An 18,975-nucleotide genomic window follows, 5' to 3' on the forward strand; every position below is an offset into this window, starting at 1 on the left:
CTGTCCCGGACCGCTCAACGCAAGGTCATCCATTCCCTTACGATACACGCAGCACCTTGCCATGATAATCAGGCAAGGTGCCATAAGACCGTTATCTAACAGTCGTTATTCCTCAGAAGACGGGGCTGCCGCTTCCTGAGTTTGCGCAGTTGCTTCTTTGATGCTTAAGCGCACGCGACCCTGGCGATCAACTTCCAGAACCTTGACCGGCACTTCCTGACCCATTTGCAGGTAGTCAGTCACTTTCTCTACGCGTTTATCGGCGATCTGAGAAATATGCACCAGGCCTTCTTTGCCGCCGCCAATAGCGACGAAAGCACCAAAATCAACGATGCGGGTAACTTTACCCTGATACACGCGGCCGACTTCGATTTCGGCAGTGATCTCTTCAATACGACGAATCGCGTGTTTCGCTTTTTCGCCGTCGGTTGAAGCGATCTTCACAGTACCATCGTCTTCGATTTCAATCGTGGTGCCCGTTTCTTCCGTCAGCGCACGAATCACAGAACCACCTTTACCGATCACGTCTTTAATCTTATCGGTACTGATCTTGATGGTGTGAATACGCGGTGCGAATTCAGAGATATCGCCACGTGGCGTGCTGATCGCCTGCTCCATCACGCCCAGAATGTGCAAACGTGCACCTTTTGCCTGATTCAAAGCAACCTGCATGATCTCACGGGTAATCCCTTCGATCTTGATATCCATCTGCAGCGCGGTGATACCTTCGCGGCTACCAGCAACTTTGAAGTCCATATCGCCCAGGTGGTCTTCGTCACCCAGAATGTCAGACAGAACAACAAAATTGTCGCCTTCTTTCACCAGACCCATTGCGATACCCGCAACGGCTGATTTGATTGGCACGCCCGCATCCATCAGTGCCAGAGAAGCACCGCAGACAGACGCCATGGAAGAAGAACCGTTGGATTCCGTGATTTCAGACACCACACGCACGGTGTACGGGAATTCGTTCGCCTTCGGCATAACTGCCAACACGCCACGCTTAGCCAGACGACCGTGACCGATCTCACGACGCTTAGGCGAACCGACCATACCGGTTTCACCGACAGAGTACGGAGGGAAGTTGTAGTGCAGCAGGAAGCGATCGGTACGTTCACCGGTCAGTTCGTCAATATTCTGCGCATCACGCTCAGTCCCCAACGTTGCGGTTACCAACGCCTGCGTTTCACCACGGGTGAACAGTGCAGAACCGTGGGTACGCGGCAGTACGCCAGTACGCACGTCCAGACCACGAATCATGTCTTTTTCACGGCCATCGATACGCGGTTCGCCAGCCAGTACACGGCTACGTACGACATTTTTCTCAACGTTACCCAGAATTTCCTGGATATCGCCCGCATTCAGCGTTTCGTCTTCGGCTTGCAGAGCGGCAACAACATCAGCTTTGATGACGTCAACTTGCGCATAACGCTCTTGTTTTTCAGTGATGCGGTAAGCGTCACCCAGACGTGCTTCAGACAAAGCCTGTACACGCTGCTCTAAAGAAACGTTAACTTCTGGCGCATGCCAGTCCCACTTCGGTTTGCCTGCTTCAGCAACCAGAGCGTTGATGTTCTGGATAACGATCTGCTGTTGCTCGTGACCAAACACCACAGCACCCAGCATCTGATCTTCGCTCAGCAGCTCAGCTTCGGATTCCACCATCAGAACCGCGCCTTCTGTACCGGCAACCACCAGATCCAGGCGGCTTTCTTTCAGCTCATCCATCGTTGGGTTCAAGACATACTGGTCGTTCAGGTAACCGACGCGTGCAACACCGATAGGGCCGTTGAACGGAATACCAGACAGGCTCAGCGCAGCAGAGGCACCAATCATGGCAACGATGTCAGGGCTAACCTGTGGGTTAACAGAAACGACGGTCGCAATCACCTGAACTTCATTCAGGAAACCTTCTGGGAACAGAGGGCGGATCGGGCGGTCAATCAGACGAGAGGTCAGCGTTTCACCTTCGCTTGGACGGCCTTCACGGCGGAAGAAACCACCAGGGAAACGCCCAGCAGCGTAAGTACGCTCCTGATAGTTAACCGTTAATGGGAAGAAACTTTGACCAGGTTTGGCACTTTTAGCGCCTACAACGGTAACGAATACCGCGGTGTCATCCATGCTTACCATCACAGCGGCGGTAGCCTGGCGTGCCATCATACCGGTCTCTAACGTGACGGTATGCTGACCATATTGGAACTTACGGACGATCGGATTCAGCAAAATAATATCCTTAGCTGGGGCGCGCTACACGTATTCAAGATAAACGCGCCAGTGAACTCCCGACCTTTACACTACATCCTCACGACTAATGACAACCCTTATCTTGCTTATGCAGATAAAGCCTCTCATTAGCCGCGCGAACCTCTGTAATGAAAGATCATATTAACAACAATACACTACTCTGTTTTGCTAACGCTTCCTAGAAGAAAGGGGCCAAAAGAGGCCCCTTCCCACTGAAACTCGGAAGACTTAGCGACGCAGACCCAGACGCTCGATCAGACTGGTGTAACGTGCTACATCTTTACGCTTCAGGTAGTCCAGCAGCTTACGACGCTGAGAAACCATACGCAGCAGACCACGACGGCTGTGGTGATCTTTTTTGTGCTCAGAAAAGTGGCCTTGCAGATGGTTGATCTGCGCAGTCAGCAAAGCAACCTGAACTTCAGTAGAACCACTATCGTTAGTGCCACGACCGAAGTCTGCTACGATTTTAGCTTTAGCTTCAACACTTAGAGACATTGTAATACTCCAAACATTATAGATAAAAAACAGGCGCCGATCTCTAATTCAGCCACCCAATAGTCAAGCCGCGCTATTCTACCCTCAGCGTTCTGCGATAGCAAGGCAGCAACAGGCGGGTTTACACCGGAAACTCAACAACCAGACGACGTGGCGCAACGCGGCCATCGCTATCAATTTCACCCATTCCGATAAATTTGTGTTCGTCACCTTCGGTGATTCTCACCATGCCGTTCGAGGGCACATTCGCTGCCTGAACCGCTTGCCCCAGCTTCAAATAACCCGCAACAACCGGCGTCAAATTCACCTCAGGAAAATCAATGACTGGGCTTTCCATCGGCATAAGCAGCGGATCGAGACTCTGCGAAAGTGGGAGCTCTTGTGTTTGAGCCTGCTCGGCCAAAGCCGCTAGCTGCTCCAGCGTCACCATTCTTTCGGTAGGATAGGTGGCGACCTGTAAACGACGCAGGTAAATCACATGCGCGCCACAGCCCAGCTTTTCGCCCAGATCGTCAATAATGGTACGAATGTACGTGCCTTTCGAACAGTGAATCTCCAGCTCTAGCTCATCACCTTCCCAGCGAATGAACTGCAGCTCGTACACGGTGATTTCACGCGCTTCACGTGGAACCGTCAGCCCCTGACGCGCATACTCATACAGCTTACGCCCCTGATACTTCAGCGCCGAATACATGGACGGCACTTGCTGCGTGGTACCACGAAAGCCTTCCAGCGCCTGCTCTAGATCGGTAGCAGAAAAACCAATCGCACGCTCTTCAATCACGTTGCCATCGGCATCAGAGGTGTCGGTCCGCTGCCCAAGTCGAGCAATAACACGGTAGCGTTTATCAGAATCCAGCAAATACTGGGAAAATTTCGTCGCTTCCCCAAGGCAAATCGGCAACATACCGGTGGCTAATGGATCCAATGCCCCCGTATGGCCCGCTCTGTTGGCGTTAAAAATCCGTTTTACCTTCTGTAAAACATCATTAGACGACACGCCCTGAGGCTTATCTAATAGCAATACGCCGTGTATATCACGGCCACGGCGACGAGGACGACTCATTAATCCTCCTGATCTTCGCCCGTAACAGAACGACGTTCCGTATCGTTTCTGACCACATTGGTCACCAGATTGGACATTCTCATCCCTTCAACCAACGAGTTGTCGTAGGAGAATGTCAGTGCTGGGACAACACGCAGGCGCATTGCTTTGCCAACCAGAGTACGGATAAAACCAGACGCATCCTGCAGTGCTTTGATTGCCGTTTGAACTTGCTCTGGTTCGTTATCATTCAGGAAGGTCACAAAAACCTTGGCATACGCCAGATCGCGAGACACTTCTACACCGGATACGGTCGCCATGCCGATACGCGGATCTTTCACTTCACGCTGAATGATAATGGCGATTTCTTTTTGCATTTCCTGCGCAACGCGCTGGGTGCGGCTGAATTCTTTTGCCATGATAAATTCTCCAGTAAAAATCGGGGGGCACTAGGCCCCCCTTACGAATCACTTACGTCGTCGCTGAAAACGGATTACGCGATCGTACGTTTGATCTCAATCGTTTCAAAGACTTCGATCATATCGCCAGGGCGAACGTCGTTGTAGTTCTTCACGCCGATACCACATTCCATGCCGTTACGGACTTCGTTAACGTCATCTTTGAAGCGGCGCAGAGATTCCAGCTCGCCTTCATAGATCACCACGTTGTCACGCAGTACACGGATCTTGTTGTGACGCTTAACGATACCTTCCGTCACCATACAACCGGCGATAGCGCCAAATTTCGGTGATTTAAAGACATCACGCACTTCGGCCAGACCGATGATCTCTTGCTTATATTCCGGCGCCAGCATACCGCTCATCGCCTGTTTCACTTCGTCGATCAAATCATAGATGACGGAGTAATAACGCAGATCCAGACTTTCCGCTTCCACTACGCGGCGAGCTGATGCATCTGCACGAACGTTAAAGCCAAGGATAATCGCATTCGATGCCGCTGCCAGCGTGGCGTCCGTTTCTGTGATACCGCCCACACCGGAACCGACGATCTTCACTTTCACTTCATCAGTAGACAGTTTCTGCAGTGAATCGGAAATCGCTTCACAAGAACCCTGAACGTCAGATTTCAGAACGATGTTCAGCTCAGAAACTTCACCTTCTGTCATGTTGGCAAACATGTTTTCCAGTTTAGATTTCTGCTGACGAGCCAGTTTAACTTCACGGAATTTACCCTGACGATACAAGGCTACTTCACGTGCTTTCTTCTCGTCACGAACAACCGTCGCTTCGTCGCCTGCGGCAGGCACACCGGACATACCGAGAATTTCTACAGGAATAGAAGGGCCCGCGGACGTAATTTCACGACCTAATTCATCACGCATCGCACGAACACGGCCATATTCGAAGCCGCACAGAACGATATCGCCTTTATTCAGCGTACCTTCACGAACCAGTACGGTTGCAACTGGGCCACGACCTTTATCCAGGAAGGATTCGATCACGACACCGTTCGCCATGCCGCTACGGACCGCTTTCAGTTCCAGAACTTCGGCCTGCAACAGAATCGCATCCAGCAGTTCGTCGATACCAGTACCTGCTTTAGCGGATACGTGGACAAACTGAGATTCGCCGCCCCACTCTTCCGGCATGATGCCGTACTGAGACAGTTCCGTTTTCACACGATCTGGATCAGAGTCAGGTTTATCGATTTTGTTTACTGCAACAACCACCGGAACCTGAGCCGCTTTCGCATGCTGGATCGCTTCGATGGTCTGAGGCATCACGCCATCATCCGCTGCGACAACCAGTACCACGATATCCGTTGCCTGAGCACCACGAGCACGCATTGCGGTAAACGCGGCGTGTCCCGGTGTATCCAGGAACGTGATCATACCGTTGTCGGTTTCAACGTGGTAAGCACCAATGTGCTGGGTAATCCCACCCGCTTCACCTGCTGCTACCTTGGTTGAACGAATATAGTCAAGCAGTGAGGTTTTACCGTGGTCAACGTGGCCCATGATGGTCACGACTGGCGCGCGGGATTCCGCTGCAACACCCGTATCACGGTCGCTCATTACCGCTTCTTCCAGCTCGTTTTCACGACGCAGGATGACTTTATGGCCCATCTCTTCCGCGACGAGTTGCGCGGTTTCCTGGTCGATGACCTGGTTGATTGTTGCCATTGCGCCCAGTTTCATCATCGTTTTGATGACCTGAGAGCCTTTAACCGCCATTTTGTTAGCCAGTTCAGCAACGGTAACCGTTTCGCCGATGATCACATCACGGTTCACTGCCTGAGCGGGCTTATTGAAGCTCTGCTGCAGTGTACTTGGCTTACGTTTACCCTTACCACCACGGGTAACAGCACGCGCTTCTTCACGGTCAGCCTTGGACTCAGACTGGCGATTACCTTTCTTCTGCTTGGTGACTTTGGCTGCGCGAGTACGGGTACGGCGCTCACCTTCAACCTGACGGTCATTTTCATCTTCCGCTTCGCGGGCATGATGAGAGGTCGTCACATGATAATCGGCAGATTCTTCTGGTTTAGCGCTTTCCGCTTCCCAACGCCCGGCATTTTCTTCAGCCATACGGCGAGCTTCTTCAGCAATACGACGAGCTTCTTCTTCAACCTTAAGACGTGCAGTTTCTTCTGCTTTACGCTTAAGTTCGGCAGCTTCCGCTTCACGTTTCGCTTTCTCAGACTGAGCCGGCTTGGTCATATTTTCGTTTTGTTGGTTCGTCACTTTTTCTTTTTCCGCTACATCACGCTTAGCTTTTTCAGCGGCCTCACGTTTGGCTTGCTCGTCGGCAGCACGCTTCGCTTTCTCAGCAGCTTCGCGCAGATCGGCCTCGCGTTTAGCCTGCTCTTCAGCGGCACGTTGTGCCTGTTCTTCCGCTTCACGCCGTGCCTGCTCTTCCTCTTCAGCCTGTTGGGCATCAATCGGATCGCGTTTTACATAAGTGCGTGTCTTGCGGACTTCGATCTGCACCGACTTACTTTTTCCACCGGTGCTAGGGACATTTAACGTGCTGCGCGTTTTACGTTGCAGCGTCAATTTACTCGGCGCATTACCGCGATCGCGGTTCAGATGCGCCAATAACGTTTCTTTTTCATGCTGGGTCACAGAGTCTGATGCAGACTTGGTCATTCCCGCATCAGCAAACTGCTGTATCAGGCGGTCGACCGGAGTCTGAATCTCTGCGGCCAGCGATTTTACGGTTACATCTGTCATGCTGTTCCTTTCCTGCTACAGTTCGTTATTCGTTGTTGTCGCCAAACCAACAGATATTACGTGCGGCCATAATCAATTCGCCCGCTTGCTCATCATTGAGCTCTTCAATATCTGTCAGGTCGTCAACACCCTGTTCAGCAAGATCTTCCAGCGTACAAACACCGATCGCAGCAAGCTTGAATGCCAACTCACGCGACAGCCCAGGCAAGCCAAGCAAGTCTTCAGCAGGTTGACCGTCACCCAGGCTTTCTTCATGTGCCAGTGCCAGCGTTGTTAATGCGGCTTTCGCACGCTCACGCAATGCTTCAACGGTTTCTTCATCAAGGCCTTCGATGGCCAACAGTTCCTTGATTGGCACGTAAGCCAGTTCTTCAAGTGAGGAGAAACCTTCTTCAACCAGCACAGTGGCAAACTCGTCATCAATATCAAGGTGCTTGGTAAAGACGTCGATTGCAGCATGTGCTTCAGCCTGATGCTTGGCTTGAAGATCTTCCACTGTCATCACGTTCAGTTCCCAACGATCGTCTGAACGATGCTGTTTCAACAGTTGGGAAGCCAAACGTACGTTCTGCCCGTTTCGACCAATCGCCTGAGCCAGATTGCTCGACTCAACAGCGATATCCATCGTGCAGGTATCTTCATCAACCACGATCGATACCACATCGGCAGGTGCCATGGCATTGATGACAAACTGTGCAGGATTATCATCCCACAGAATGATATCAATACGCTCGCCGCCCAGCTCGCTGGAAACAGCCTGCACACGTGCACCGCGCATACCGACACAAGCACCGACAGGATCGATACGTTTGTCATTCGTCTTCACTGCAATTTTTGCACGTGAACCCGGATCGCGGGCCGCTGCCTTAATCTCGATAACTTCTTCACCGATTTCTGGCACTTCAATGCGGAAGAGTTCAACCAGCATTTCCGGGCGGGAACGGCTGACAAACAGTTGAGCACCGCGAGCTTCAGGACGAACAGAGTACAGCACGCCACGAATACGGTCGCCAGGGCGGAAATTTTCACGAGGCAGCATGTCTTCACGGCCAATTACCGCTTCTGCACTGGTGTTAGAGCCATCGATTGGTCTGACTTCAAGCGAAATATTATCACGGTTCACCTTCTTCACGACACCAGTGATAATCTCGCCTTCTTGCTCACGGAACTGATCAACAACCATCGCACGTTCTGCTTCACGCACTTTCTGTACGATAACCTGTTTTGCCGTTTGCGTCGTAATGCGGTCAAAAGTTACGGATTCGATTTGATCTTCAACGTAACCGCCGACATCAAGAGCAGGATCTTCAAACTGCGCCGCTTCAAGCGTAATTTCGCGGGTTGGCTGAGTGACTTCATTCACCACTAACCAACGACGGAAGGTATCAAAATCGCCTGTTTTGCGATCGATACTGACGCGGACATCAATTTCCTGCTCATATTTTTTCTTGGTCGCTGTCGCCAGTGCGGTTTCCAGCGCTTCAAAAATCTTCTCGCGCGGAAGGGCTTTCTCATTGGAAACTGCTTCAACAACAGCCAGAATCTCTTTGTTCATCCTAGTTGCCTCATCCAAACTTTAAAAGTGGGGTACAAGATTCGCTTTCTGAATGTTGCTCAGCGCGAATACTTCATCTTTGCCTTCCACTGTTATGGTGATCATTTCGCCGTCAACAGCTTTGATCACACCCAACCATTTACGGCGATTCTGGACTGCCATACGCAGCACCACTGTGACCTCTTCACCGACGAAATGCAGATAATGTGCTGCCGTGAATAACGGACGCTCAAGCCCTGGAGACGAAACCTCCAGGTTATAGGCGACAGTGATTGGATCTTCTACGTCCAATACCGCACTGACCTGGTGGCTGACATCAGCACAATCATCAACAGTGATCCCATCTTCACTATCAATATAGATACGCAGCGTCGATTGGCGGCTACGGATGAACTCAATCCCAACCAATTCGTAGCCTAATGCGGCAACGGGTGCTGAAATCATCTCTGTTAATTTTTGCTCTAATGTGGACAAGTCCACCCCCAAGACATAAAAAAAGGGCCTAATAGCCCAGTTGTTTGTTGCCAAATAACAAAAAACCCCGAAGAATCGGGGCTTTATGCAACTGGACCCTAATACCGCTAACCAGCGCGGCATAACTTTCGGTGAAGGATTTTTTCAAAAATCACTGCAAAAAGAGATAGAAATTGAGTGAAGAACGTATTTGAAAAAACACTTTACTGGAAGTTAAGTGGTTGCGGGGGCCGGATTTGAACCGACGACCTTCGGGTTATGAGCCCGACGAGCTACCAAGCTGCTCCACCCCGCGTCCGAAATCGTGGCAAATACTACGCTGACAACTGCATAAATGCAAGTCATCTATAGGATTGGTTCGAAGGCGATTTTTATACGTGTAATACGTTTTTTTGTCAAGAATCATAAAGGGCGTAGAAGCGACTATCGCGATGACGGACATTCCACTGTAGGAAGAAAATTTTGTGTCGTCACGCAAACCGCAAAGCGGGCCAACCGTTGCAAAAAGACACGGACACCAGAAATAGCTAAAAGAGTGACGCTGTGGGGGATTCCCTGATGCTTAAAAATCAAACAATAACTGAATAATATAATAGGATAAAACTTATCTTCGTTCTTCTAATAGTACGATCGCAGCCTGTGTTCTGTTACGCACATTAAGCCGCCTGAAAATCGCCCCCAGATGTGACTTCACGGTTCCTGCACTGATGTTTAATGTTCGGCTGATTTTTTTATTAGAAGCCCTGACGCAATCAGTTACAGAATCTCATGCTACCTTTCACTAATATATTTCTCATGCAGTACCTCCAGGAAAAAGCTGTACTCTCCACTTTCTTTATTACAATTTAATAAAATAAAAGCGTTGTTCATCTCTTCGAGAAAAGGCCATACATTGTTAATTTACTTTACGCCAACAGTATTGGCACTGTGCATAAAATTATTCAGTCCAACAGATAACGCCTGAATGAAAAAAGGGGGCTTGTCAACAAAGCAACATTCACATTGCAATCTCTATTTACTTTTATTTTAAAATGCCATATTTAAAAATTATCTCTAAGAAATTTTAGCCTATCTTGAAAGATATGATATCACGCCATTTTGCATATGCCTTTCACCTGATAGACTGAGCCATATTTATTCGCGCACACTAACATAATAATTTCATAAAAATGTCCCAAAGAGGAATGCTCTCAGCAGTGAAATACCATCTAAAAATAATACATAATGGCGTAATTATTTCATAAAAAATTTACTGCCAATTTAAAACAGTAAAAAATAAAAACAGACAAGAGTGATAATACCCAAGGGAAAATCCTCATTTCACACAGAACGATAGCATGACGTCATCAAAGGAAATGACGCTAGCAGACATTGCTCGCGGTATGCAGCATGCAGCCACCGCCGCCAATCAATTTATCGCTCATCAATATCAACGGACTCTCGAGCTTTTTTTGAACGTGACGCTGATGATGTGTTAACCCCAAAGACAGTAGCGATTCAACTCGATCCCCGGCATCACGTCGATATAGAAATGCAATTGACTGCGCTGAATCCTCCAGAAAGCATCATGAGGTTAATTGATGAATACACCAATCTCGTTCTCCCCCGAATAACGCAAGAGGAAAAAGCGGCTAATATTCCAGACACTTTCAATGAAGCGGGCCTCTCGCTAATTAATAACTTTTAAGGTCTGAAATTAAAAAAATATCGTGACATAGCAGGAAAATTTACGATTGGATATGAACATTTAATACTGTCGAATGAAAGTTTTGGTAACGGAATTACCCTGAAGAGGACTTATTGTTACGATAGAAATTAAGAACGACAACAACTGGTGTTCAGCATTATGTGACCGTTTATCTCACGGAAATTAATTTAGTGCATTAACGTCATTTACCTATAATCTGGGAATAAATAGCCTGAAGACGTCGACATTATTACGACTGCTTAACCAAGGTGACTATGCTGCCGCAGCCGATCAATTTCCACGTTTGGAAAAAATGGTGAGCAAGTCGTGGAAGGATTCCTTCGTCGTAGAGAAGCAGAGAAAACACTTTTTCTACAAACCATCACACCAAATTAATATTCAACAGAAGTTAAAAATCACTATTTCATAGAAAAATCATCGTGGATATATTATGAATACCTCACAATCCCCTATTATTTATGACATTCTGATCAGTGATATTATTGCATCAGTTGCAGGATTATTCGGCGACCACAGTAAAAACGGCACTGCAGAAAAAACGGCCAGACTATATGCAGCCAGAACGCTGGGTATGGCTAGATGCGATGCCATTAACCGCCAACGATAAGATAAATTATGGCGCGTTACCCCTACCCTCAGTAGAAAAATGCGTAGCATTCCATGCCCCGAAAAATCAGCATTAACCAGCCTTATAACGCCGATATCAAAGTGCTTGCCGCTTTTTATCTCTCAGAAGCTGGCGACATCGTTCATCACTCTCGCCTGGTACTCGGAGGATGGACTCTCGGCGCAACTATCGTTTTTGAAATGGCGCAACAGCTCAAAAAAGTATGGCAATAACACATTCGCCGTCTGTGGTTTCAAACGCAGGACGGCAATTTTATGACGTAAGGGAGGAGAAAACATGGGCCATCCCCTGCCGTTAACCGTTTAGCGATATCTGGTATCGCGCTGTTAATAACCGCGATCTATTCCGGTGGACTGCAACTCATCAGCCGTTGGCAAGGTTATCTGCCAATCATTGCTCTCATCCTGGTATCGGGGCTTAGCGACTATCTTTATCTGGAAGGCGTCATCCTGTTTGATATCCATCAAGAGAGCGTCTTTTGTCGGTCTGCGACGCAATTTCAACCGTACAATCAGGGTCCTGACGTTGACGCACCCAGCACGGTAGCATTTTTCTTTCTCTGCCCGATGCCCCGCTAAGCCGCTTTTTTCTTGTGAAAGAATGGTTCAAAGACTATGCGGAAGCAAATATCTGGCTATTAGATGCCGTGGAGAAAGAGCGGTTAAAATATCGAGAGAACATTATTGAGGGAATAGAGAATGCGCCCCAAGCCTTTATCGACTTATTAGACAGCAAACACTTTGGCAAGCAGCTGGTGCTGCCTGTAAGGCACTGAAACAGTAAATTAAAGACAAAAAAATAGACGTCTATCGACGTCTATTTTTTATGTTGGTACCGAGGACGGGACTTGAACCCGTAAGCCCAATCGGGCACTACCACCTCAAGGTAGCGTGTCTACCAATTCCACCACCACGGCATCACAGTTACTGCTTTAAAACGCTTACTTCGGAATGTCACTCGCCGGCGTTGAAGGCGCAGCAGGCGTTGTCGTCTGCTCGGCTTTTTCTGGCTGGCTCAGGTTATCCCATGCACCGCCTCTTTTCTGCAGCGAACTCAAGTTGCCCAGAATGAGACTGATAATGAAGAACAGGGTCGCCAGTATCGCCGTCATGCGGGTCATGAAATTACCAGAGCCGCTCGAACCGAACAAAGTGGCAGAAGCACCTGCTCCGAACGACGCTCCCATATCAGCACCTTTACCCTGCTGAAGCATGATCAAGGCAACGAGCCCGATCGATACTAACAGGAAAATCACTAATAGAGCTTCGTACATAGTCGTACCCGTTAACCGTTTTCCCCATGATTCATGGAGATGCTATATTCTGGCGGTAAACCGCGTGTCATTCCGCTAAGCAGGATGTAGAACATCCCTTATCAAGCGGGTCTGAATACTAACCAAAGGATGTAGCGTACGCAAGGGTAATTTAGTCACCACAGGTTGATTGCAGAAAAAAACAGCGGCTTTCGACGCAAGAGACCTATCGAAAGCCTTATCTACCTGATTGGCGAATCAAAAACGCCCTCAGCCGACCGCTTTCACCGCATCGGCAATGCGATTCGCCAATGCGATGACCGTCTCTTCGTGTTCCCCCTCAACCATAACGCGAATGAGCGGCTCAGTACCGGATTTACGCAGCAATACCCGCCCGCGTCCGGCCAATTCTTTTTCCACATCCTGCGTAATCTGCTGCACGTTTTTGTCTTCCAGCGGATCGTGTTCACCTGTGAACCGCACATTGACCAGAATCTGTGGAAACAGCTTCATACCGCTACATAAATCATGCAGGCTCATATGGTTTTTCACTATCGCGGTAAGGACTTGCAAACCGGCAATCACACCGTCGCCCGTCGTGGTTTTGTCCAGCAGGATCACATGACCGGAGTTTTCTGCCCCGATGCGCCACCCTTTTGCCTGCATCATTTCTAATACATAGCGGTCACCCACTTTGGCACGCGCGAACGGGATACCCAGCTGCTTTAACGCCACCTCAAGCCCCATGTTACTCATCAGCGTGCCCACAGCACCACCGCGCAGTTGCCCTTGGCGTAGACCTTCGCGGGCGATGATATACAGGATCTGATCGCCATCAACCTTGTTGCCTAAATGGTCGACCATGATGAGCCGATCGCCATCGCCGTCAAACGCCAGCCCAACGTCCGCTTTCTCAGCCAGTACGCGCGCCTGTAGCTGTCTGACGTCCGTCGCCCCGCATTCTTCATTGATGTTCATCCCATCAGGCTCACAGCCAATGGCGATGACTTTAGCGCCAAGCTCGCGCAATACGCTAGGAGCGATATGATAGGTAGCACCATTGGCGCAATCGACGACAATCTTTAAACCATTAAGGCTCAGTTCGCTCGGGAACGTCCCCTTACAAAATTCGATGTAGCGTCCGGCAGCGTCAACAATGCGGCTGGCTTTGCCTAATTCAGCCGACTCAACACACGTCAGCGGTTTTTCCAGCTCAGCCTCGATCGCTTCTTCTACGTCATCCGGCAGCTTGGTGCCGTCAATTGAGAAGAATTTAATACCGTTGTCGTAATACGGGTTGTGAGAAGCAGAAATCACGATACCCGCTTCAGCGCGGAACGTACGAGTCAGATAAGCAACCGCTGGCGTAGGCATTGGACCGGTAAAAGAAGCCGACAAACCAGCCGCAGCCAGCCCGGCTTCCAGCGCAGATTCCAGCATATAGCCAGAAATGCGCGTATCTTTGCCGATGATAATCTTACGAGAACCATGTCGCGCGAGAACTTTCCCAGCAGCCCAACCCAGTTTAAGCACAAAATCAGGGGTAATCGGCGTATCACCAACCTTGCCACGCACACCATCGGTACCAAAATATTTGCGGTTACTCATCTCGTTTTATTCCTTCGCAGAAAGGGTGGCCTCAACAATGCGCATGGCATCAGCCGTTTCTTTAACATCGTGCACGCGAATAATCTGTGCTCCCTGCATCGCCGCAATCACTGCGCAGGCAATGCTGCCGTGAACTCGCTGCGCAGGCGGCACATTGAGGATCTGTCCAATCATGGATTTCCTCGACATACCAACCAGAAGAGGCAGTTCAAAACGATGTAACTCGCTCAGACGGGCCAGAAGCGCATAATTATGGGCAAGATTCTTACCGAATCCGAACCCAGGATCCAGCAATAGCTTACTTTTCGGAATATTGGCGTTAACACAGCGATCAATCTGCTGCTGCAAGAAATCGCCAATGTCCTGCATCAGGTCATCATAATGCGGTTTGTGCTGCATGGTTCTCGGCATACCCTGCATGTGCATCAGGCACACTGGCAAACCGGTTGCCGCCGCCGCCTCCAGAGCGCCGAGCTCTTGCAAAGCGCGGATATCATTAATCAGATGTGCTCCCGCCTGCGCCGATGCTGTCATCACTTCCGGCTTTGAGGTATCGACCGAGATCCATACGTCAAAGCGTTTAGCAATGGCTTCAACCACGGGTACCACACGGTCTAGCTCTTCTTCCGTGCTCACCTCAGCCGCACCGGGACGCGTCGATTCACCGCCAATATCAATCAGGGTCGCACCAGCGTTAACCATCTCCTGAACGTGCAGTAATGCCGCATCGAGCTTGTTGTGTTTACCACCATCGGAAAAAGAGTCCGGCGTGACGTTAAGAATACCCATGATGTGTGGGCAGGAAAGATCCAGCGTTGAGTCTCTGGCGACCAGTTGCATGATTTACCTCCGCATTCTGGTGTAGTTAGCATGAAATGTGGTTCGAAGAACACTCCCAGTAAAAAACCCCAGCCTGAGCTGGGGTTTCGTAGGTTACAGATGTGAATCGCAGGCGGATTATTTGTCGTCCACTTGCTCAGACATCGTATTACCAGGATTAGGCGTCTGCGGCTCATCCACTGGCGTAGGGGCTTTAGGTGTACCGCCGCCGTTGCCAGAATCGTTGTCAGAACGAGACTCTTCCCAACCTGCTGGCGGACGAACGTCTTTCTTACGTCCCATCAGGTCATCGATCTGCGGCGCATCAATGGTTTCATACTTCATCAACGCATCTTTCATTGAGTGAAGAATATCCATGTTTGCCATCAACAGTTCACGAGCACGCACATAGTTGCGTTCAATCAGCGATTTCACTTCCTGATCGATAATACGCGCGGTTTCATCTGACATGTGCTTGGCTTTTGCCACGGAGCGACCGAGGAATACCTCACCGTCTTCTTCCGCATAGAGCAATGGACCGAGTTTTTCAGAGAAGCCCCACTGCGTCACCATGTTACGAGCAATAGACGTTGCCACTTTGATGTCGTTGGACGCGCCCGTCGATACATGTTCCGAGCCGTAAATGATTTCTTCGGCCAGTCGACCACCGTACAGCGTAGAGATCTGACTTTCCAGCTTCTGACGGCTTGCGCTGATCGCATCGCCTTCAGGCAGGAAGAACGTCACACCCAGCGCACGACCGCGCGGAATGATCGTCACTTTATGAACTGGATCGTGTTCTGGCACCAGACGACCAATGATCGCATGCCCAGCTTCATGATACGCCGTCGATTCTTTCTGCTTTTCAGTCATAACCATGGAACGGCGCTCTGCACCCATCATGATTTTGTCTTTCGCTTTCTCGAACTCGACCATCGAAACAACGCGTTTGTTGCCACGAGCGGAGAACAACGCGGCTTCGTTAACCAGGTTAGCCAAATCCGCACCAGAGAAGCCTGGCGTACCACGTGCAATCACTGACGCATCGATATCTGGAGACAGCGGTACGCGACGCATGTGAACTTTCAGAATCTGCTCACGACCACGAACATCTGGCAGGCCAACCACAACCTGACGGTCAAAACGACCTGGACGCAGCAACGCGGGGTCAAGAACATCAGGGCGGTTAGTTGCCGCGATGACAATAATGCCCTCGTTGCCTTCAAAGCCGTCCATCTCAACCAGCATTTGGTTCAGCGTTTGTTCACGTTCATCGTGACCACCGCCCAGACCTGCGCCACGCTGACGGCCAACGGCGTCGATTTCATCGATAAAGATGATACAAGGCGCAGCTTTCTTCGCCTGTTCGAACATGTCACGGACACGAGAAGCACCGACACCGACAAACATTTCTACGAAATCAGAACCGGAAATCGTAAAGAAAGGCACTTTCGCTTCACCGGCAATCGCTTTTGCCAGCAACGTTTTACCTGTTCCTGGTGGGCCGACCATCAGAATGCCTTTCGGAATTTTACCGCCCAGTTTCTGGAAACGGCTAGGTTCGCGCAGGTACTCGACCAGTTCGCTAACCTCTTCCTTCGCTTCGTCACAACCCGCTACATCAGCAAACGTCGTCTTGATCTGATCTTCAGTCAGCATGCGCGCTTTGCTCTTGCCGAAGGACATCGCGCCTTTACCGCCGCCGCCTTGCATTTGACGCATGAAGAAGATCCAGACGCCAATCAGTAACAGCATCGGGAACCAAGAAATAAAGATAGAAGCCAGCAAGCTCGGTTCTTCCGGCGGCTCACCAACGACTTTCACGTTCTTCGTTAGCAGGTTATCCAGTAGCTTGGGGTCATTGACAGGAATGTAAGTCGTGTATCTGTTGCTGTCTTTTTTGATAACACTGATCTCACGCCCGTTAATACGTGCTTCACGGACCTGATCCTGATTCACTTCAGTCAAGAAGGTTGAATAATCCACCCTACGGCCATTCGACTCGCTGGGCCCAAAGCTCTGGAAAACAGACATCAGCACAACTGCGATGACTAACCAGAGAATTAGGTTTTTCGCCATGTCACTCAAGGGATTAACCTCATATTACAACTGTGTTAAAAAACAGCGTTAGGGTACTACAGTTTGCGCCCTGTCGCTACAATATACACTTCACGAGACCGGGCACGTGAGGCGTCTGGTTTACGAATTTTCACTTTCGTAAACAGGGAGCGAATTTCCCGCAGGTATTCATCAAAGCCTTCTCCCTGAAACACTTTCACCAGGAAACTTCCGCCTGGCGCTAATACATCCCGACACATACCAAGTGCTAATTCAACCAGATACATCGACTTCGGAATATCAACGGCTGGTGTACCACTCATGTTAGGGGCCATGTCAGACATCACCACCTGAACTTTGCTATCGCCAACCCTTTCGAGCAAGGCTTTGAGGACCTGTTCATCACGAAAGTCCCCTTGCAGGAAATCGACGCCGACAATCGGATCCATCGGTAAAATATCACACGCGATAATTCGACCATTCCCACCAATTTGCGTGACCACATACTGTGACCAGCCGCCCGGTGCCGCGCCTAAATCCACAACTGTCATACCGGGTTTAAACAGTTTGTCGCCTTGCTGTATTTCGTCAAGTTTAAACCAAGCACGGGAGCGCAGCCCTTTTTTCTGGGCCTGCTGCACATATTTATCGCTAAAGTGTTCCTGCAACCAGCGACTGGAACTTGCAGAACGCTTTTTATTCGCCATCGATTTTCCAACTATTCTCAGTAACACGCTCGTGGTGGGGAGAAACTTCTCACATATTACCAATCAGAGCAGTCAAATTGGTTATAATCATGAGATGGCGGTAGAATGACCCGTTTTCAATCCCAACCTAAGTAAAAAAGACAATGAACCTAAGTAATAAACAAAAACAACACCTGAAAGGCTTGGCACATCCGCTAAAACCGGTTGTCATGCTGGGCAATAACGGTCTCACCGAAGGTGTTCTGGCTGAGATCGAACAAGCATTGGCACATCACGAACTGATCAAGATAAAAGTAGCGACAGAAGATCGCGAAACCAAAGTCTTGATCGTGGAGGCAATTGTTCGTGAAACGGGTGCCGCTAACGTTCAGGTTATCGGCCATACGCTGGTGCTCTACCGTCCTGCGAAAGAACGTAAAATTGTGTTACCACGATAACACTTTTTATTTCTGGATACTCGGTTTTAACGGAAAGGTGCCATGCCTCTCGGTTAGAGAAAAGGCCGCAAGCGGCCTTTTTCTTTTCTTTACAATTTTTGCTGTTTTAATCAACAATACGGCAAAATTTACAGATATTCGACCTTCAGGATCTCATATTCCACGTCGCCGCCAGGCGTACGGATAACCACAACGTCATCTTGCTCTTTGCCGATCAGACCACGCGCGATGGGCGAATTTACAGAGATCAGATTCTGTTTAAAATCCGCCTCGTCATCGCCAACAATCCGATAAGTTTGCTCTTCTTCGTTATCCAGATTCATCACCGTCACGGTCGAACCAAAAATAACACGCCCGTTCGCCGTCATCTTCGTAACATCGATAACCTGTGCGTTAGATAATTTAGCTTCAATATCTTGAATACGCCCTTCACAGAAGCCCTGCTGCTCGCGTGCAGCGTGATATTCCGCATTCTCTTTCAGATCGCCGTGCTCACGCGCCTCGGCAATGGCCGCAATAATTTCAGGTCGACGCACAGATTTCAGGTGGTCGAGCTCTTCGCGCAATTTTTCAGCACCACGCAACGTCATCGGAAATTGTTTCATATTGTCTATACCTCTAAAAAAGTCCGTAAGACTCAAATAATCGTCATCCTGACGCGCTAAAAATCAAAGGCGACGGAGTCTCTGCAACGTGCCAGTCCTCACTGGACATAAAACAAAAGCAACCAGCCCCGGAACAAAATT

General features: G+C 49.5%; 17 protein-coding genes, 2 tRNA genes and 2 pseudogenes. 5 read left to right on the top strand and 16 right to left on the bottom strand.

Annotated elements, in window-relative coordinates:
- Positions 1-105 precede the first annotated feature (105 nt).
- The 9 genes and pseudogenes from pnp to NXT09_RS08810 all read right to left on the bottom strand — a co-directional run.
- Entirely contained in the window at positions 106-2,226 is a 2,121-nt protein-coding gene (gene pnp, locus NXT09_RS08770) for a polyribonucleotide nucleotidyltransferase (protein ID WP_010300014.1), read from the bottom strand.
- Between the two features lie 249 nt (positions 2,227-2,475).
- A complete protein-coding gene (rpsO, locus tag NXT09_RS08775) occupies positions 2,476-2,745 on the bottom strand; it encodes a 30S ribosomal protein S15 (RefSeq protein ID WP_010279698.1) in 270 nt (89 codons plus the stop codon).
- A 121-nt stretch (positions 2,746-2,866) separates the two neighbouring features.
- Positions 2,867-3,811: a tRNA pseudouridine(55) synthase TruB gene (gene truB, locus NXT09_RS08780; RefSeq protein ID WP_052902307.1), complete on the bottom strand. Its 945-nt coding sequence runs from the start codon at positions 3,809-3,811 to the stop codon at positions 2,867-2,869.
- Positions 3,811-4,209, bottom strand: a complete 399-nt coding sequence (gene rbfA, locus NXT09_RS08785; protein ID WP_039491232.1) for a 30S ribosome-binding factor RbfA — start codon at positions 4,207-4,209, stop codon at positions 3,811-3,813. Before rbfA ends, truB begins: the two co-directional genes overlap by 1 nt.
- A 74-nt stretch (positions 4,210-4,283) precedes the next feature.
- Positions 4,284-6,983 carry a translation initiation factor IF-2 gene (infB, locus tag NXT09_RS08790; RefSeq protein WP_010300008.1) on the bottom strand — a complete coding sequence of 900 codons (2,700 nt, stop codon included), beginning with the start codon at positions 6,981-6,983 and terminating at the stop codon, positions 4,284-4,286.
- A 25-nt stretch (positions 6,984-7,008) separates the two neighbouring features.
- Entirely contained in the window at positions 7,009-8,538 is a 1,530-nt protein-coding gene (gene nusA / locus NXT09_RS08795) for a transcription termination factor NusA (RefSeq protein ID WP_205553618.1), read from the bottom strand.
- A 21-nt stretch (positions 8,539-8,559) separates the two neighbouring features.
- Positions 8,560-9,012: a ribosome maturation factor RimP gene (gene rimP, locus NXT09_RS08800; RefSeq protein ID WP_010279686.1), complete on the bottom strand. Its 453-nt coding sequence runs from the start codon at positions 9,010-9,012 to the stop codon at positions 8,560-8,562.
- A 218-nt stretch (positions 9,013-9,230) separates the two neighbouring features.
- A tRNA-Met gene (locus NXT09_RS08805) sits at positions 9,231-9,307 on the bottom strand.
- Between the two features lie 309 nt (positions 9,308-9,616).
- A pseudogene (locus NXT09_RS08810) lies at positions 9,617-9,751 on the bottom strand (response regulator transcription factor); the annotation flags it as partial.
- An 870-nt stretch (positions 9,752-10,621) separates the two neighbouring features.
- Between NXT09_RS08810 and NXT09_RS08820 the strand changes: the two are divergent.
- The 4 genes and pseudogenes from NXT09_RS08820 (at position 10,622) to NXT09_RS08835 (ending at position 12,123) form a co-directional block, all read left to right on the top strand.
- Positions 10,622-11,095 (top strand): annotated as a pseudogene (locus NXT09_RS08820) (lysozyme).
- Between the two features lie 55 nt (positions 11,096-11,150).
- Entirely contained in the window at positions 11,151-11,327 is a 177-nt protein-coding gene (locus NXT09_RS08825) for a hypothetical protein (protein ID WP_268579442.1), read from the top strand.
- Positions 11,328-11,380: 53 nt separating this feature from the next.
- On the top strand, positions 11,381-11,560 hold the full coding sequence (locus tag NXT09_RS08830) for a hypothetical protein (protein WP_268579443.1): 180 nt from the start codon (positions 11,381-11,383) through the stop codon (positions 11,558-11,560).
- Between the two features lie 380 nt (positions 11,561-11,940).
- Entirely contained in the window at positions 11,941-12,123 is a 183-nt protein-coding gene (locus NXT09_RS08835) for a hypothetical protein (RefSeq protein ID WP_268579444.1), read from the top strand.
- Between the two features lie 54 nt (positions 12,124-12,177).
- Here NXT09_RS08835 and NXT09_RS08840 read toward each other — a convergent pair.
- The 6 genes from NXT09_RS08840 to rlmE all read right to left on the bottom strand — a co-directional run bounded on the left by NXT09_RS08840 (position 12,178) and on the right by rlmE (position 17,792).
- Positions 12,178-12,264 (bottom strand) — tRNA-Leu (locus tag NXT09_RS08840).
- 24 nt (positions 12,265-12,288) lie between these two features.
- Positions 12,289-12,621, bottom strand: a complete 333-nt coding sequence (secG, locus tag NXT09_RS08845) for a preprotein translocase subunit SecG (RefSeq protein ID WP_014914113.1) — start codon at positions 12,619-12,621, stop codon at positions 12,289-12,291.
- Between the two features lie 249 nt (positions 12,622-12,870).
- Positions 12,871-14,208: a phosphoglucosamine mutase gene (glmM, locus tag NXT09_RS08850; RefSeq protein WP_039274136.1), complete on the bottom strand. Its 1,338-nt coding sequence runs from the start codon at positions 14,206-14,208 to the stop codon at positions 12,871-12,873.
- 6 nt (positions 14,209-14,214) lie between these two features.
- Positions 14,215-15,048, bottom strand: coding sequence for a dihydropteroate synthase (gene folP / locus NXT09_RS08855; protein ID WP_268579445.1), 834 nt, complete (start codon positions 15,046-15,048; stop codon positions 14,215-14,217).
- 117 nt (positions 15,049-15,165) lie between these two features.
- Positions 15,166-17,106: an ATP-dependent zinc metalloprotease FtsH gene (ftsH, locus tag NXT09_RS08860; RefSeq protein WP_205553653.1), complete on the bottom strand. Its 1,941-nt coding sequence runs from the start codon at positions 17,104-17,106 to the stop codon at positions 15,166-15,168.
- Positions 17,107-17,162: 56 nt separating this feature from the next.
- A complete protein-coding gene (gene rlmE / locus NXT09_RS08865) occupies positions 17,163-17,792 on the bottom strand; it encodes a 23S rRNA (uridine(2552)-2'-O)-methyltransferase RlmE (protein ID WP_107170110.1) in 630 nt (209 codons plus the stop codon).
- A 143-nt stretch (positions 17,793-17,935) separates the two neighbouring features.
- Between rlmE and yhbY the strand changes: the two genes are divergently transcribed.
- Entirely contained in the window at positions 17,936-18,229 is a 294-nt protein-coding gene (gene yhbY / locus NXT09_RS08870) for a ribosome assembly RNA-binding protein YhbY (RefSeq protein ID WP_205553663.1), read from the top strand.
- 128 nt (positions 18,230-18,357) lie between these two features.
- On the opposite strand, the gene greA is transcribed toward yhbY, so the two are convergent.
- Positions 18,358-18,834: a transcription elongation factor GreA gene (greA, locus tag NXT09_RS08875; RefSeq protein WP_039355275.1), complete on the bottom strand. Its 477-nt coding sequence runs from the start codon at positions 18,832-18,834 to the stop codon at positions 18,358-18,360.
- Positions 18,835-18,975 lie beyond the last annotated feature (141 nt).

The organism is Pectobacterium jejuense, from assembly GCF_026800125.1.
In the GTDB taxonomy this organism is placed as follows: Bacteria; Pseudomonadota; Gammaproteobacteria; order Enterobacterales; family Enterobacteriaceae; genus Pectobacterium; species Pectobacterium jejuense.